We start from the raw sequence: 13,250 nt of genomic DNA on the forward strand, positions 1-13,250 counted from the left end.
CTTGATATTTCATCATATGAATACAGTTGGACATGTATGAGGGGGATGGGGAAATTATCAAAAGAGGAAATGGGCGCTTGTTACAAAGGTGCTGATTCGATATACTTTCCTAAAGAAAAGAGTAAAGAGGTTTACTATGAAAACATATTATGATCTTCAACAATACTTAAAAAGATTTGGTACATTTATCTATATTGGCGATCGCTTAGCCGAGCTTGAACTGATGGAGGCCGAAATAAGGGAACTCCACCGTATGCAGATGATGGATACGAAAGATTATCAAATGGCGATTCTTTTAATCAGGCAGCAATCGTCTCTTGAAAGGGAAAAACAGAAAAAAAATTGATAAAAAAGGTGAGAATGATGGAAAAGTGGCTGATGGGTGTGGATTTAGGCGGTACAACTACCAAACTGGCTTTAATCAATTTGTACGGAGAAATCATTCATAAATGGGAAATCAGCACGGACATCTCCGAAAAGGGAAAATACATTACGATTAACATAGCCAAAGCAATTGATGCGAAGCTCGTGGAACTTAATGAACCGAAGAGTAAGATAGTTGGGATAGGAATGGGTGCTCCCGGTCCTGTGAAATTTGTTAACGGTTCCATATATGAAGCAGTCAATCTTGGCTGGAAGGACTATCCTTTAAAAGATTTATTGGAGGTGGAGACAGCGCTTCCAGCTGTGATCGATAATGATGCCAATATGGCAGCTTTGGGAGAAATGTGGAAAGGTGCCGGTAATGGAGCCAAAGACCTCGTTTGTGTCACTTTGGGAACGGGTGTAGGAGGCGGAATCATCCATAATGGCCAAATCGTCCATGGTACCAGTGGAGCTGCTGGGGAAGTAGGCCATATAACGGTCGTAACGGACGGAGGGGCACCATGCAATTGCGGCAAGACTGGTTGTTTGGAAACGGTTGCTTCGGCAACGGGAATCGTCCGTATGGCTTTAGAAGCCTTGAATGCCGCCGATGAAAAGTCATTGCTTCAGCAGAAAGTAGAAGAGGGGAATACGGTTACTTCCAAACTGTTATTCCAATGCGCCGAAGCAGGTGATCCCTTGTCCAAAGCTGTGGTGGATAAGGTAGGCAATTACTTGGGGCTGGCACTATCACATGTTGGGAATGTCATGAATCCAGATAAAATCGTCATTGGCGGCGGCGTTTCACAAGCGGGAGACATTTTGCTTGATACTGTCCGTTCTGCATTCGGAAAGTATGCATTCAAACGGGTTAGTAAATCAACGAAAATCAGCCTGGCCACCCTAGGCAATGATGCAGGGGTAATAGGTGCTGCATGGCTCATTAAAAGCCAAATGAATACGTGATTCCATGCTGCCCTCTGGCAATCTGGGGTTATAAGAAAAAAAGATGGAATCTTCAAAGATAGTTCCCCCTTTTTGAGGGGGAGAACCATGACCCATTATTGAAGCGCTCTGGATCGCAGATCCAGCGCTTCTTCGATGAGGAGGGACCAGGATTGAAAAGGGTCTTCAAAAAACAGGGATATTCATTGTTTTGGGTCGTATTGATTTCACTTTGGCTTAAAACATATATCGCCTATAAAACAAGTTTTGAGATAGATATTGATAATTGGATCCAGGAGTTCATACTATTCATCAATCCTGTCAGTTTCCTTTTACTTACACTTGGCGTGAATCTATTTTTAAAAGAAAATAGACGGACTGCATACTTATTGATCATGAGTTTTTTCATCACCTTCGTCCTCTTTGCCAATCTTGTTTTTTTTCGCTTTTTCAATGATTTTTTAACCATTCCCGTTCTTTTTCAAACGAGCAATATGAACGACCTTGGAAGCAGTGTACATGAATTGATCAATCCGAGTGATCTATTGTATTTTGCCGATATTCTGTGCTTGATGCTTCTGCTGAAATACAAACCAAAAACATTCCATGAAAGTCGTTACAATCCCCAGGACCGTAAATTCTATTTGTTAATGGCTTTAGGAGTGACATTTTTTAACTTAGCTTTAGCGGAAGCGGCGCGTCCTGAACTCCTGACAAGAACGTTTGACCGCGAAATCCTCGTTAAGAATATCGGTACGTACCATTATCACCTCTATGATGCTATATTACAGACGAAATCATCAGCTCAACGTGCACTTGCCGATGGCAGTGAATTGTCGGAAATTGAAAATTATGTCCGTGCCAATCAAAAAGAAGTTAATGATGAACTTTATGGGCTGGCAAAAGGCAAAAATGTGATTCTTATATCATTGGAATCCACTCAAAGCTTTGTCATCAATAAAACTGTCAACGGGGAAGAAATCACTCCTTTTCTGAACCAATTCATTAAAGATAGCTATTATTTCAATAACTTTTATCACCAAACCGGCCAGGGAAAAACATCCGATTCAGAATTCATTATTGAGAATTCCCTCTATCCTTTAGGTAGAGGTGCAGTATTTTTCACTCATGCCCAAAATGAATACAAAGCCACACCTGAAATCTTAACGGAAAAAGGGTACTATACGGCTTCCTTGCATGCCAATAATAAAAGCTTTTGGAATCGTGATATAATGTACGATTCTCTTGGGTACCAACGGTTTTATGATAGTAATGAATACAAAGTGTCTGAAGGGAATTCCATCAATTGGGGTTTGAATGATAAATCGTTCTTCAAGCAATCAATTTCTCACTTGAAGAGGATGCCTGAGCCTTTTTATGCCAAGTTCATAACGTTAACCAATCATTTTCCATTCACTTTGAATGAAGAAGACCGGACATTGGAACCTTACGATTCGAATTCCAAAACATTGAATCAGTATTTTCCGACCGTACGTTATACCGACGAATCCTTGAAACAGTTTATCGGCGATTTGAAACGTAATGGATTATATGAGGATTCCATCATTGTTCTATACGGAGACCATTATGGAATTTCTGAAAATCACAACTCTGCCATGAGCCAGTTCCTTGGGAAGGAAATTACGCCTTTCGAATCGATCCAGCTTCAGCGTGTCCCGCTCATCATACATGTCCCCGGGCAGAAGGGAAAAACGATTTCCACCGTTTCCGGCCAAATTGATGTAAGGCCGACTCTCCTTCATTTATTGGGAATTGAAAATGATGATTATATTGAATTCGGCAAAGATCTATTTTCCGAAGAGAAATTAGAGTTCACGGTTCTTCGCGATAGCAGTTTCATCACGAAGGATTACCTCTATACGATGGATACCTGCTATGATAAAAACACCGGCGCGGCGACTGCAAAGGATTCATGTGAGAAGTATTTGGAAAAGGCAAAGCAGGAGCTTGATTACTCCGACAAAATCATTTACGGGGATTTGCTCCGATTTTATGAGCAGCCTTGAAAAAGGAAACCTGGCGCAATCCAGGTTTCAGACTGTAGACAAACTTGATGAAAATCGAGTTTGTCTACAGTTTTTTTGCTTGTACAAATTTGGACGTTGATTTCCACTTCAGGCACTCGCTTTCCGCGGGCGGTCCGGGAGCCTCCTCGGCGCACCTTGCGCCTGTGGGGTCTCCCTTGGACTCGCTATTCCCGCAGGAATCTCGCACCCTCCGTTCCAATCAACTATGTTTAAAAATCTGGATAGAACTTCTTTTGCCTACAGACTTTTTTGTTTTAAAACGGAAACAAATATGGCTTAACGTTGGTTCTTAGGCTATGGTTTTCATGATAAAATACCTTCATTTCTCAACTTTGCGTTGGACCACTTTAAGGGGACTTAAAAAATTATCGTTGCAAGTGATGCTTACTTTCGCTGCCATTAATTTAAAGAAGATGGCCACGTGGACATGGCAAGGTCCTACAATGGCATAACATAGTGGCTCTAAGAGCCCAAATCTCTTAACCTTTTGTCTACAACCTGAAACCTGGCGCAATCCAGGTTTTTTCGCTTTTTCAGGGAAATCAGTACCCCTTACAATTATGAAACAAGAGACTTCCTGAACATCTTTCTGTTTTTCCCTTCATAAAGATAAAACAATGAAAGGGGCGGAGGCTGAATGAAAGTTGTGAGCAGAAGCGGGGATGATTTGGCATATTACAGTCAATTGTTCCAAATTCCCCGGGTTTTGATTGAGGATGCCAATCCGGCCATTACTGGCGGAGTTTTGCCAAATGGCATCGAAGTACAGATACCTGGATACATTGTTCAGCAAGAGTCCCGGTTAGATATCGATTTTGCTGAAATCGCTTTACAATATCACCTGCCAATCGATGGGATAGTATTATTGAATCAAGATGGACAAAAGCCTTTTTCGGTACCCGTCCGGGTGATGAATCCCGTGATAGTCACCGACAAGCCCTACGAATATCAATCACTTCTTGACGATCTTGATGTTCTATCTTGTCATTACCCCTTTATTAAGGTTGAATCGGTCGGAAAGAGTGTGCTGGGAAAAGAACTCCTTGAGGTAAGAATCGGTCAAGGTGAAAAGATCATACATTATAACGGTTCATTCCACGCTAATGAATGGATCACTACGGCTGTTTTGATGAAATGGCTGAATGATTTTCTGCTGGCAGTAACGAATGATCGTACACTTTGCGGAATGGACTGTATGCCGTACTACCGGGATATGTCCATTTCGATCGTTCCAATGGTGAATCCGGATGGAGTCGACCTTGTCCTAAAGGGGGAGGAGGCGGCAGAGGGGAAGGTTGATGTTTTAAAAATAAATAATGGCAATCCTGCCTTTTATGCTTGGAAAGCCAATATACGCGGTGTAGACCTGAATAACCAATATCCTGCTAACTGGGAGGTTGAAAAGCGCAGAAAGATTCCAAAAGCCCCTGCACCGAGGGATTTTCCAGGAGAAACCGCGTTATCAGAACCAGAAGCATTGGCCATGAAGGAGCTGGCAATAAGACGGAATTTTGAAAGAGTGCTTGCACTTCACACCCAGGGAAAAGAATTCTATTGGGGATATGAGGGACATGAACCTGAACAGGCAGCGAATGTTGCGAGGGAGTTTGAGGAGCGCAGCGGATATCGGGCCGTAAAATACGTTGACAGCCATGCTGGGTTTAAAGATTGGTTCATTCAGGAATTCAAACGCGAGGGATTCACAATCGAACTGGGAAAGGGCATCAATCCGCTTCCGCTATCCCATTTGCCTGGTATATATGAAGATTCCGTCAAGATTTTGATGGCAGGCCTATATATGTGATGCATTCCCCCTAAGGAATATACTTCCAAAAAAATATAAGATCATTATCCGCCACATTTTCTCTTTTTTACTTTATAATGAAAGAGAGTAAGGACTCGATTGGTTAATCCTTACTCTCTTTCTAATGTCTCGCTCACATATGCCAGGCGTTTTAGTTTTGAAGTGGGAGGTGTGTGGAGATTAAAGTATCCAAAGCAGCACTTTGTATGCGGCTTTCCATTTGTAAGATGTTGTGTTTCGTCCCATTATTTATCTCCACTATCCTTCTTATCTCGGCTTGTGAGCCTTCCAAGGACCTTAGTAAACCCGTAAATGATACGGAAAAAGAACACTCCCAATCTAACCAGGAAACTTCAGTAAGCAATTTAAAGGTCCCGACCGCAGAAACGGAAAAAATCGAAGCCATTTTTGGATGGCTGGATTCAAAAACCATTTTATATTCTGTGAAGCGGGATGGTAATGAATTATCCCAGTTGATGGCATGGAATTTGGAAACGAATGAAACTTCCGTTTTCTATCAGCCGGCTTTTGCGTTTTCTGAAGTATCGATCAGTCCGTCTGGTACGCATATTTTGTTGTCGTCCTTTACCTCTTCGGATAAAGCATCAATCACAATACTCGATAAAACGGGGAATCCATTGTATTCCGTGGCAATCCCAGCCTATGAATTAGCTTATGAGTGGAATTCATTTAAAGATGGCCGGTTGTTTGTATCGAGCTTTTATGAAGATTGGACATACAGCAGTTATGTATTGAATCCAGATGAACAAACTTTGGAAACCCTGGACTTTCCACAGCCCTTTGCTCAATGGGCAAGTGAAAATGACTTGATGTTTTTGGATTGGGACAAAGAAGAACCTGCTTTGACGGCTCCCCTAGAAAGAAAAGCGCTGCATGGGGATGGGGCAGACAGCCTTATGCTCGATGTCATTCACTTTAAAAAAATGAAGCAAGCGCTGATGACGATTCAAGTGGAGACAGAAAAACAAGATCGGGGTACATATGCATTTTATGATCCAACAAACAAGCCGATCCACTCTTTTTCCGTGCCACTATTGAAAAGCTTTTCAGATTGGGTCATTCCATCCTATGATTTCATTGAAAAAAACAAGGAATTCATAACGTTTATTCCTAATGAATCAAAAGATGCGGACCAATATGAGGGAAGGTTTACCTTAACTAAATTTAATTGGGAAAAAGGCACACAAGAAGAATTGATGAAGGACATGGAAAATGAACCATTAAGCTGTTCGCTTGATGGCAACTTCTGCTTATATGGATATCAATTTGAGAAAATCATTGATATGAAAACCCATCAAATACAAAGATTGTTCAAACAAACATGATAACCTAAAACAAAAGCTCGCCGGATGGCGAGCTTTTTTCTTCAATGGGCAACAGGAAAACCGCTGTTGATGACAGTCATGACAGTGAACCAGCCAAACACGACTGCACTGCCGGCTGCAAAAATGAATCCTAAGAAGTTTCTCTTTTTTAATGAGGTAAACACAGCTGCTACTCCTAATATAGCCACAAGTCCGAAAACAACCATTAATATCATGTCAAAACCCCCTTTTTTCGTAATGAATACCTAATCCCTAATAATATACCCAGAGAATAAAGCAACTACCAAAAATATGTAGAAAAGATTGCATTTGTTAATATCTTAATATTTTTTCAATTATTTGTCGAGGCTTAATAGGTGACACTTCTATGACATGAGTAAACTGGATTAACATTAGCAGCTTAATTAGTGTAAGATAAAGATAGAAAATCATATTGGAGTTGATGGAAATGAAATGGACACAAATTCCTCTAGGCCCGCTGCAAACGAATTGTTATGTAGTTTCCGATGGACAGGATTGCATCATTTTCGATCCGGGTGAAGAGCCACAGAAAATCATACAGTACATACAAACAAAAAATTTAAAGCCTTTAGCGATTTTATTGACACATGCACATTTTGACCATATCGGTGCTCTGGATGCTATTCGGGATCATTATGGAATCCCTGCATATATTCATGAAAAAGAGGCCAAGTGGCTACTTGATCCAGCATTGAATGGTTCTCAAAACTGGTTCCCTGAAAATCCAATGCGAATGAAGCCTGCCGATCACATCTTGGCAAATGAGCAAGAGCTTACGATTGGAGGATTCACTTTCGAAGTATTCGAAACCCCTGGACACTCACCAGGGAGCGTTTCGTATTATGTGAAGGACGAACGTCTCCTCTTTTCTGGGGACGTTTTGTTCCAAGGAAGCGTTGGCAGAACCGATTTAATAGGCGGAAGCGAGTCAGTGCTCTTAAATAGCATTGAAACGAAGCTGCTGACACTTTCTGATGATGCTATCGTTTTTCCAGGTCATGGCCCTGTCACAACGATTCTGGATGAAAAGAATACCAATCCCTTTTTGAGATAATTACTTATACAGGTGCCGCTATGGCACCTGTTTTTTAAGTTCTTAATTATGTAAAAATATTGAAATGGTTCAAATCCGGAACTATACTGAATATAAAAAAACAGGGTCTACCCCAATGTTTTTGAACCTCCTCTGAAGTAAGATGCCTATTATTAAATTCATTCAGTGGATGCACTGTTATAACTGCGAGATAAAAATTTGAACATTTTGTGAACTTTAAATTTGTGTTCATGTATAAATGTCGTTAAAAAAACTTATTTACTATGTTAGGTGGAAAATCATGGAGATGGAGGCTGTTGTGTTGAAAAATCATTTAAAGGAATTGATTGCAGGAAGCCCGCAAAAAAGAATCTCCTATAATGACTATATGGATGCTGTTTTATATACGCCAAAAATAGGCTACTATGCACGCGCAAAAGAGAAGATTGGCCCAAGAGGGGATTTTTATACGTCCGGCAATGTTGGGGATGCATTTGGGAGATCACTGGCGAGATGGTTCGTATATTTGATAAAAAGATGCGGAGTTTCACCAAGAATCATCGAGGTCGGCGCAGGCGACGGTAAACTGGCGTATGACATCCTCGTTTACATAAAAGAAACGGAACCGGAGATATGGGACTCTTTAACTTATGTTCTTGTGGATGGCAGTCCATTTCATAGAAAGATTCAGCACGAACGTTTAGGGATATTCAAACAGGCAGTTTCTGCTGCCAGTTTAGATAAATGGACGAATGTAAATGGAATCGTCTTTTCAAACGAACTTTTCGACGCGTTGCCTGTGTATGTCATTGAAAAGTATAAGGGAGCCTTGGTAGAGGTATTCGTCACTGAAAAGGAAGGAGATTTGGTAGAAGAGAGAGAACCTTTGGACAACCCTGACATTCTTTCTTACCTTACTGAACGAAAAATCACCTTAAATGAAAAACAACGATACGAAGTTCCGCTAAACATGATCCGTGAATATGAAAAGATCGTTTCCTGTATCGAAATGGGTATTCTCCTTACAATTGATTATGGCTATACCGATAGGGAATGGAAGGAGCCTGCTCATCTTCAAGGGAGCTTGAGGGGCTATTATCGGCATCAAATGATTAAAGATGCACTTATGTATCCTGGTGATATGGATCTGACGACACATATCCATTTTGACACATTAATCGAGATTGGAAAAAGAAAGGATCTTTCCAATCGAGGGCTTTTTCTTCAAAATGAATTCTTGCTTAAAGCAGGGATACTAGAGGAATTGAAGGACCATCAAGGAACTGATCCATTCTCGAAAACGGCAAAGCGTAATCGGGCAATCCGGGGGCTGATCGTTCCTGGGGGATTTAGTGAACATTTCAAAGTGTTGCTTCAATCGAAGAATTTAGCAGATGGTGTAAGGATCTTTCCTGAATGGTGACAAGTAAAAACCCATGAATCCAAATTCATGGGTTATGTAATATTGCTTGTTCTTAATGAGCAGCACCCGGAGTCATCATAAATACGCTCCAGTAGGAAAATCCTGCAAAGAAAACGGTAAGATAGGCGCCGAAAACATAGATATACATGCGCTCGGATAATTTCAAATAACTTAAAAGTACAAAAAAGATCGTTTGTGCAAAGAAAAGCAAAGACGTTTGATGCATATGGCCAAGATAAAAGAAAATGGCCATAATTCCTGTCCAAAATCCACATACTCTGAACATGCGTTCCATCCGAATCCCTCCTTATGTCTAGTCGTGTACATTCTAAATAATTATAAATGAAATTGTAAGGTAATGTAAAGGATGCCTTTTGTTTCTATGTGAGAACCGAAGCCTGGTATGAGCATGCTGCACAATTGGACATCATATTTTCTATTTCCACAATAGTGACATTCTCAAACAAGGCTTCGAAAATACCTTTTAAAAATGAATTATGCATGGAACAGATTGTTCCTGGCTCGACTTCAGTAACTTCCTTAAACGGGCAATTGAAGATACGGAAGGATATTTTATTTTCTTCTTCGCTTGCTTGTATTTCAGGAGATAACCCTGCAATGGTAGCTGCATTTTTAAGCATGTTGACTTTTTCCGCAAAAGCAAGCCGATCGATCGATGTCGAGTTCAGGGCAAGTTGCTGATTGATCAATTCCTCCCCGAATACTTTTCCCGTTGCATAAAGAGCCTGTTTTCCTTGTTCCCCTAATGTCATCATCGACTGGACGGCAATCTTTGCAAGCAGCTGATAGTTCCTATATGGAAAATGAAGCTGTATGACTTTGTCAGATAATCGATAAAGTCTGCTTGGGCGGCCGCCTTTCCCGGTCTTTCGGGAAATCGAGGTCAACATATCGATATCCTCAAGTTTTGACAAATGTAGACGGGCAACATTTGGATGGATGTTGAATGAATCGGCGATTTCCTGTACCGATACATCACCATGGTTGTTCACTATATGCTGATATATATAATATCTGGTGGGATCAGCTAACACGTTTGTTATTTTTAACGTTTGTTCCATTACACCCTCCTGCTATTCCATAGTTTACCTATGTCCATTATAATGCAGGCAGAAAAAAATGGAATAAGGGAAAGGGCAAACACTCTTTAGTTTAAAAAACGTTCACATTTAAAACGGTTTTATAAAGCAAATATGTATACATTAATTATACAAACATTGTACAATAATTGTATAAACTATAAATGTATACAAAATGTGAACGGGGAGTGATTAGTATGGCACAGTTAACTTTCTTTTCGTATCCAAGCTGTACATCTTGCCGCAAAACAAAAAAATGGTTAAGCGCCAATCAAGTTTCCTTCGATGAGCGACATTTATTCAGAGAGACTCCAACTGTAGCGGAGTTAAAAAAAATTCTTGAATTGACATCGGAGGGACTTGATGAAGTCTTGGCGACAAGAAGTGAAGCTTACAAAGACTTACAAGTTAATATTGACGAAATGATGCTTTCTGATGTCATCCAATTATTAACAAAAGAACCGAAGTTATTAAGAAGGCCCATTCTCATAGACGGGGAAAAACTGGTGATTGGCCATAATGTAGATGCATTAAGAAATTTGGTTTCCCGGAGACTTGATTTGAAAATAAGCATGTGAGATGATTCTCGAAGTTTTTCGGGAATTTTTTTTATTCTGAAGCAGGAATTTGTCGTGGATTGTCGAATCAATAAAACAAGAAACATAGGAGGTGATGAATGAATTGATATCGATTGAAAAGACTGCAGAAAAAATACTAACCCGTGCCATCGTGGAATCGGCATCGGATATCCACATTTTTTTTCGCGGAGAGGGGCCTCACATCCAATTCAGGATAGACAATAAGCTTGTTCCCCAGGAAACATTATCATTCTTTGAAGCTGAAAGGCTGATCGCCCATTTGAAGTTCCTTGCCTCGATGGATATAGGGGAGAAAAGGAGGCCCCAGAGTGGTGCCATCACCATCAATTTGGCTAACCAGGTGGTCGGACTCCGCCTTTCCACTTTACCCACTGCCCATCTCGAAAGTTTGGTCATCCGCTTAATACCCCAACAGAATATCCTTCCTCTAGAACAGTTATCCTTATTTCCAAACACCGTTCAAAAATTGATTGCACTCTTGAAGCATTCCCATGGCATGCTCATATTTACCGGCCCGACCGGCAGTGGGAAAACCACGACACTATATTCCCTGCTTCACCACGCCCATGAGATGATCAATCGAAATATCATTACACTTGAAGATCCCATTGAAAATGTATCCGAAAAGGTATTGCAAGTCCAAATCAATGAAAAGGCGGGCATTACGTATTCAGTCGGCCTAAAAGCTGCTCTGAGGCATGACCCGGACGTGATCATGGTTGGGGAAGTCCGGGATGCAGAAACTGCCAAAATCGCAGTCCGTGCCGCATTAACCGGTCATTTGATACTAACGACCATGCATACGAGGGACGCCCAGGGCGCCATCTCCAGATTACTGGAATTTGGTGTCAGCTTACTTGAGGTTGAACAGACTTTGATTGGCGTGACAGCGCAGCGGCTGGTTGAATTGCGATGTCTTCCGTGTAAAGGGGACTGTGCTTTAGCTTGCAAAATGACTGCAAGGAATAAAAGGGCAAGTGTATATGAATTGCTATATGGAAAAAGTCTGGCTGAAGTTCTCCGGATAATGGGAGATGAAAAAGAAATGGCAACGGTCAGCTACCGCCAATTAAAGGATGAAATCGGAAAAGCGGTTGCGATGGGCTATGTGGGATCTCAGGAATATGAACGGCTGGTCTACCATGAAACCAAAAAGTAAATGGAAGGTAAAAGAGCAGGCGGTCTTTATTTCGAAGCTAGGTGAATTATTGAATCATGGTTATCCTTTGGCGGAAGCTTTACATTTTCTTGAGTTTCAGGAATCAAAGAAGAAAGCGGAAGACTTCACTCAGGCTATAGCCGATTTAAGGAACGGCTACCCGTTGCACATGGTGCTGATCCATCTTAATTTTCATCCGCAGCTTGTAAGTTATATATTTTATGGAGAACAATATGGCGACCTGGAACGGGCGTTGAAAGAAGGAGGGCGATATTGGAAGAAAAGAATCGAGGATATGGATAAAGTAAAAAAGTTAATGGTGTATCCCGTATTCTTAGTCTTTTTTGTAAGCATCGTTTTTTATATTCTTCAGAGTGTTCTCCTTCCCCAATTCCAGACCATCTATTTCACGATGGATGTCGATCAGCATATTCTCTTAAGATTAATGTCAGCCTCCACGTTCATTCTTCCAGCCCTACCCTTTTTATTACTCGGATTGCTCCTATTCTTGTATGCACTCAAACGATTTTGGTTCAATGGATTATGCCCATTAAGGCAGCGAAGGATTTTGATGGGAATTCCGATATTCGGGACGTTCATCAAATTATACGAAACATATTTTTTTGCAAGCCAATTCAGTGGCTTGCTTTCCGGAGGACTATCGATTAACGATAGCATCAAATTATTCTCGATAAATCAACAGCAGCCTTTTTACCAAAAACTTTGCAATATCATCAAGGATGATCTGATCGAGGGCAGATCACTTGAAATGATTTTTCGGGAGCTCCCATATTTTGATGGGAATTTACCGGTGGTCGCTGCAAATGGTCAAAAATACGGCAGACTTGATGCCGAGTTACTTCATTACAGTCGTTTTATACTGGAGAAAATTGAAGAGAGAATGAATGCAATCTTGAAAATCATTCAGCCTCTAATGTTTTCACTGATAGGTCTTTTGATCGTGTCCATTTATTTGGCGGTTTTGCTGCCGATGTTCTCACTGCTCGAAGGTTTATAGGATTTCATTTTTGTATTCCGGAGGTGAAAATGCCCGAAGGTCATCTGGTATTCAGATCTTTTAGGAGCATGATGATATGTTGAAGAAAGTGATGAATGAACGTGGTTTTACCCTAATAGAAATGCTTATTGTTTTACTGGTGATATCCATCCTTTTGATTATAACAATCCCCAATATCACGAAAAACCAATCCACAATCCAGTCTAAAGGATGTGAAGCTTTCGTTAAGATGGCCCAAGCACAGGTGCAGGCTTATGAAATCGATAATGCTAAACTGCCCGGAAGTATCGGTGAATTGGAAAGTCAAGGCTATCTCAAACAGACATCCTGCCCTAATGGGGATGAAATTAGTTTGGATAGTAAAGGAAAGATAACGGTCGTTGAGTAG

At 40.9% G+C, this 13,250-nt stretch carries 14 protein-coding genes and 1 pseudogene; 12 read left to right on the forward strand and 3 right to left on the reverse strand.

Annotation, left to right across the window (positions count from 1 at the left end; translation table 11 throughout):
• Nucleotides 1-136: 136 nt before the first annotated feature.
• From AC3WLU_RS09800 to AC3WLU_RS09825, 6 genes and pseudogenes are all read left to right on the forward strand, one after another.
• Entirely contained in the window at nucleotides 137-346 is a 210-nt protein-coding gene (locus tag AC3WLU_RS09800) for a YqgQ family protein (RefSeq protein WP_034308407.1), read from the forward strand.
• A 14-nt stretch (nucleotides 347-360) separates the two neighbouring features.
• Entirely contained in the window at nucleotides 361-1,332 is a 972-nt protein-coding gene (locus AC3WLU_RS09805) for an ROK family glucokinase (RefSeq protein ID WP_413011581.1), read from the forward strand.
• A gap of 152 nt (nucleotides 1,333-1,484) precedes the next feature.
• On the forward strand, nucleotides 1,485-3,338 hold the full coding sequence (locus tag AC3WLU_RS09810) for an LTA synthase family protein (RefSeq protein ID WP_492597199.1): 1,854 nt from the start codon (nucleotides 1,485-1,487) through the stop codon (nucleotides 3,336-3,338).
• A gap of 353 nt (nucleotides 3,339-3,691) precedes the next feature.
• Nucleotides 3,692-3,811 (forward strand): annotated as a pseudogene (locus AC3WLU_RS09815) (transposase); the annotation flags it as partial.
• Nucleotides 3,812-3,996: 185 nt separating this feature from the next.
• On the forward strand, nucleotides 3,997-5,163 hold the full coding sequence (locus AC3WLU_RS09820; protein WP_492597200.1) for a M14 family metallopeptidase: 1,167 nt from the start codon (nucleotides 3,997-3,999) through the stop codon (nucleotides 5,161-5,163).
• A gap of 173 nt (nucleotides 5,164-5,336) precedes the next feature.
• Nucleotides 5,337-6,509, forward strand: a complete 1,173-nt coding sequence (locus AC3WLU_RS09825; RefSeq protein ID WP_098866517.1) for a YqgU-like beta propeller domain-containing protein — start codon at nucleotides 5,337-5,339, stop codon at nucleotides 6,507-6,509.
• A 41-nt stretch (nucleotides 6,510-6,550) separates the two neighbouring features.
• On the opposite strand, the gene AC3WLU_RS09830 is transcribed toward AC3WLU_RS09825, so the two are convergent.
• Nucleotides 6,551-6,724 (reverse strand): DUF2759 domain-containing protein, encoded by a 174-nt coding sequence (locus AC3WLU_RS09830; RefSeq protein ID WP_034308396.1) that lies wholly within the window; start codon nucleotides 6,722-6,724, stop codon nucleotides 6,551-6,553.
• Between the two features lie 233 nt (nucleotides 6,725-6,957).
• On the opposite strand from AC3WLU_RS09830, the gene AC3WLU_RS09835 reads away from it, so the two are divergent.
• Nucleotides 6,958-7,584, forward strand: a complete 627-nt coding sequence (locus AC3WLU_RS09835) for an MBL fold metallo-hydrolase (protein WP_057278817.1) — start codon at nucleotides 6,958-6,960, stop codon at nucleotides 7,582-7,584.
• Nucleotides 7,585-7,864: 280 nt separating this feature from the next.
• Entirely contained in the window at nucleotides 7,865-8,986 is a 1,122-nt protein-coding gene (locus AC3WLU_RS09840; protein ID WP_492597201.1) for a class I SAM-dependent methyltransferase, read from the forward strand.
• Nucleotides 8,987-9,038: 52 nt separating this feature from the next.
• Here the strand turns inward: AC3WLU_RS09840 and AC3WLU_RS09845 are convergent, their stop codons facing one another.
• Both AC3WLU_RS09845 and AC3WLU_RS09850 read right to left on the reverse strand, forming a co-directional pair.
• Nucleotides 9,039-9,281 carry a DUF2626 domain-containing protein gene (locus tag AC3WLU_RS09845; RefSeq protein ID WP_034308393.1) on the reverse strand — a complete coding sequence of 81 codons (243 nt, stop codon included), beginning with the start codon at nucleotides 9,279-9,281 and terminating at the stop codon, nucleotides 9,039-9,041.
• 85 nt (nucleotides 9,282-9,366) lie between these two features.
• The gene (locus AC3WLU_RS09850; RefSeq protein WP_492597202.1) at nucleotides 9,367-10,068 is read right to left on the reverse strand and encodes a helix-turn-helix transcriptional regulator; all 702 of its coding nucleotides are present in this window, start codon (nucleotides 10,066-10,068) and stop codon (nucleotides 9,367-9,369) included.
• 215 nt (nucleotides 10,069-10,283) lie between these two features.
• On the opposite strand from AC3WLU_RS09850, the gene AC3WLU_RS09855 reads away from it, so the two are divergent.
• From AC3WLU_RS09855 to comGC, 4 genes are all read left to right on the forward strand, one after another.
• Nucleotides 10,284-10,664 (forward strand): Spx/MgsR family RNA polymerase-binding regulatory protein, encoded by a 381-nt coding sequence (locus tag AC3WLU_RS09855; RefSeq protein ID WP_492597203.1) that lies wholly within the window; start codon nucleotides 10,284-10,286, stop codon nucleotides 10,662-10,664.
• A 94-nt stretch (nucleotides 10,665-10,758) separates the two neighbouring features.
• Nucleotides 10,759-11,844: a competence type IV pilus ATPase ComGA gene (gene comGA, locus AC3WLU_RS09860; RefSeq protein WP_403188788.1), complete on the forward strand. Its 1,086-nt coding sequence runs from the start codon at nucleotides 10,759-10,761 to the stop codon at nucleotides 11,842-11,844.
• On the forward strand, nucleotides 11,828-12,862 hold the full coding sequence (gene comGB, locus AC3WLU_RS09865; RefSeq protein WP_492597204.1) for a competence type IV pilus assembly protein ComGB: 1,035 nt from the start codon (nucleotides 11,828-11,830) through the stop codon (nucleotides 12,860-12,862). The genes comGA and comGB overlap by 17 nt, the downstream gene beginning before the upstream one ends.
• A 76-nt stretch (nucleotides 12,863-12,938) precedes the next feature.
• On the forward strand, nucleotides 12,939-13,250 hold the full coding sequence (comGC, locus tag AC3WLU_RS09870) for a competence type IV pilus major pilin ComGC (protein WP_283778890.1): 312 nt from the start codon (nucleotides 12,939-12,941) through the stop codon (nucleotides 13,248-13,250).

This window comes from Peribacillus sp. FW305-BF15 (assembly GCF_058783805.1).

What these genes read in the sequence shown, in the direction of transcription:
- AC3WLU_RS09835 (WP_057278817.1), top strand. Translation starts at nt 6,958, where the DNA reads ATGAAATGGACACAAATTCCTCTAGGCCCGCTGCAAACGAATTGTTAT.
- comGB (WP_492597204.1), top strand. Translation starts at nt 11,828, where the DNA reads ATGAAACCAAAAAGTAAATGGAAGGTAAAAGAGCAGGCGGTCTTTATT.
- AC3WLU_RS09830 (WP_034308396.1), bottom strand. Translation starts at nt 6,724, where the DNA reads ATGATATTAATGGTTGTTTTCGGACTTGTGGCTATATTAGGAGTAGCA.
- AC3WLU_RS09800 (WP_034308407.1), top strand. Translation starts at nt 137, where the DNA reads ATGAAAACATATTATGATCTTCAACAATACTTAAAAAGATTTGGTACA.
- AC3WLU_RS09845 (WP_034308393.1), bottom strand. Translation starts at nt 9,281, where the DNA reads ATGGAACGCATGTTCAGAGTATGTGGATTTTGGACAGGAATTATGGCC.
- AC3WLU_RS09805 (WP_413011581.1), top strand. Translation starts at nt 361, where the DNA reads ATGATGGAAAAGTGGCTGATGGGTGTGGATTTAGGCGGTACAACTACC.
- AC3WLU_RS09855 (WP_492597203.1), top strand. Translation starts at nt 10,284, where the DNA reads ATGGCACAGTTAACTTTCTTTTCGTATCCAAGCTGTACATCTTGCCGC.
- AC3WLU_RS09820 (WP_492597200.1), top strand. Translation starts at nt 3,997, where the DNA reads ATGAAAGTTGTGAGCAGAAGCGGGGATGATTTGGCATATTACAGTCAA.
- AC3WLU_RS09840 (WP_492597201.1), top strand. Translation starts at nt 7,865, where the DNA reads ATGGAGATGGAGGCTGTTGTGTTGAAAAATCATTTAAAGGAATTGATT.
- comGA (WP_403188788.1), top strand. Translation starts at nt 10,759, where the DNA reads ATGAATGAATTGATATCGATTGAAAAGACTGCAGAAAAAATACTAACC.
- AC3WLU_RS09850 (WP_492597202.1), bottom strand. Translation starts at nt 10,068, where the DNA reads ATGGAACAAACGTTAAAAATAACAAACGTGTTAGCTGATCCCACCAGA.
- comGC (WP_283778890.1), top strand. Translation starts at nt 12,939, where the DNA reads ATGTTGAAGAAAGTGATGAATGAACGTGGTTTTACCCTAATAGAAATG.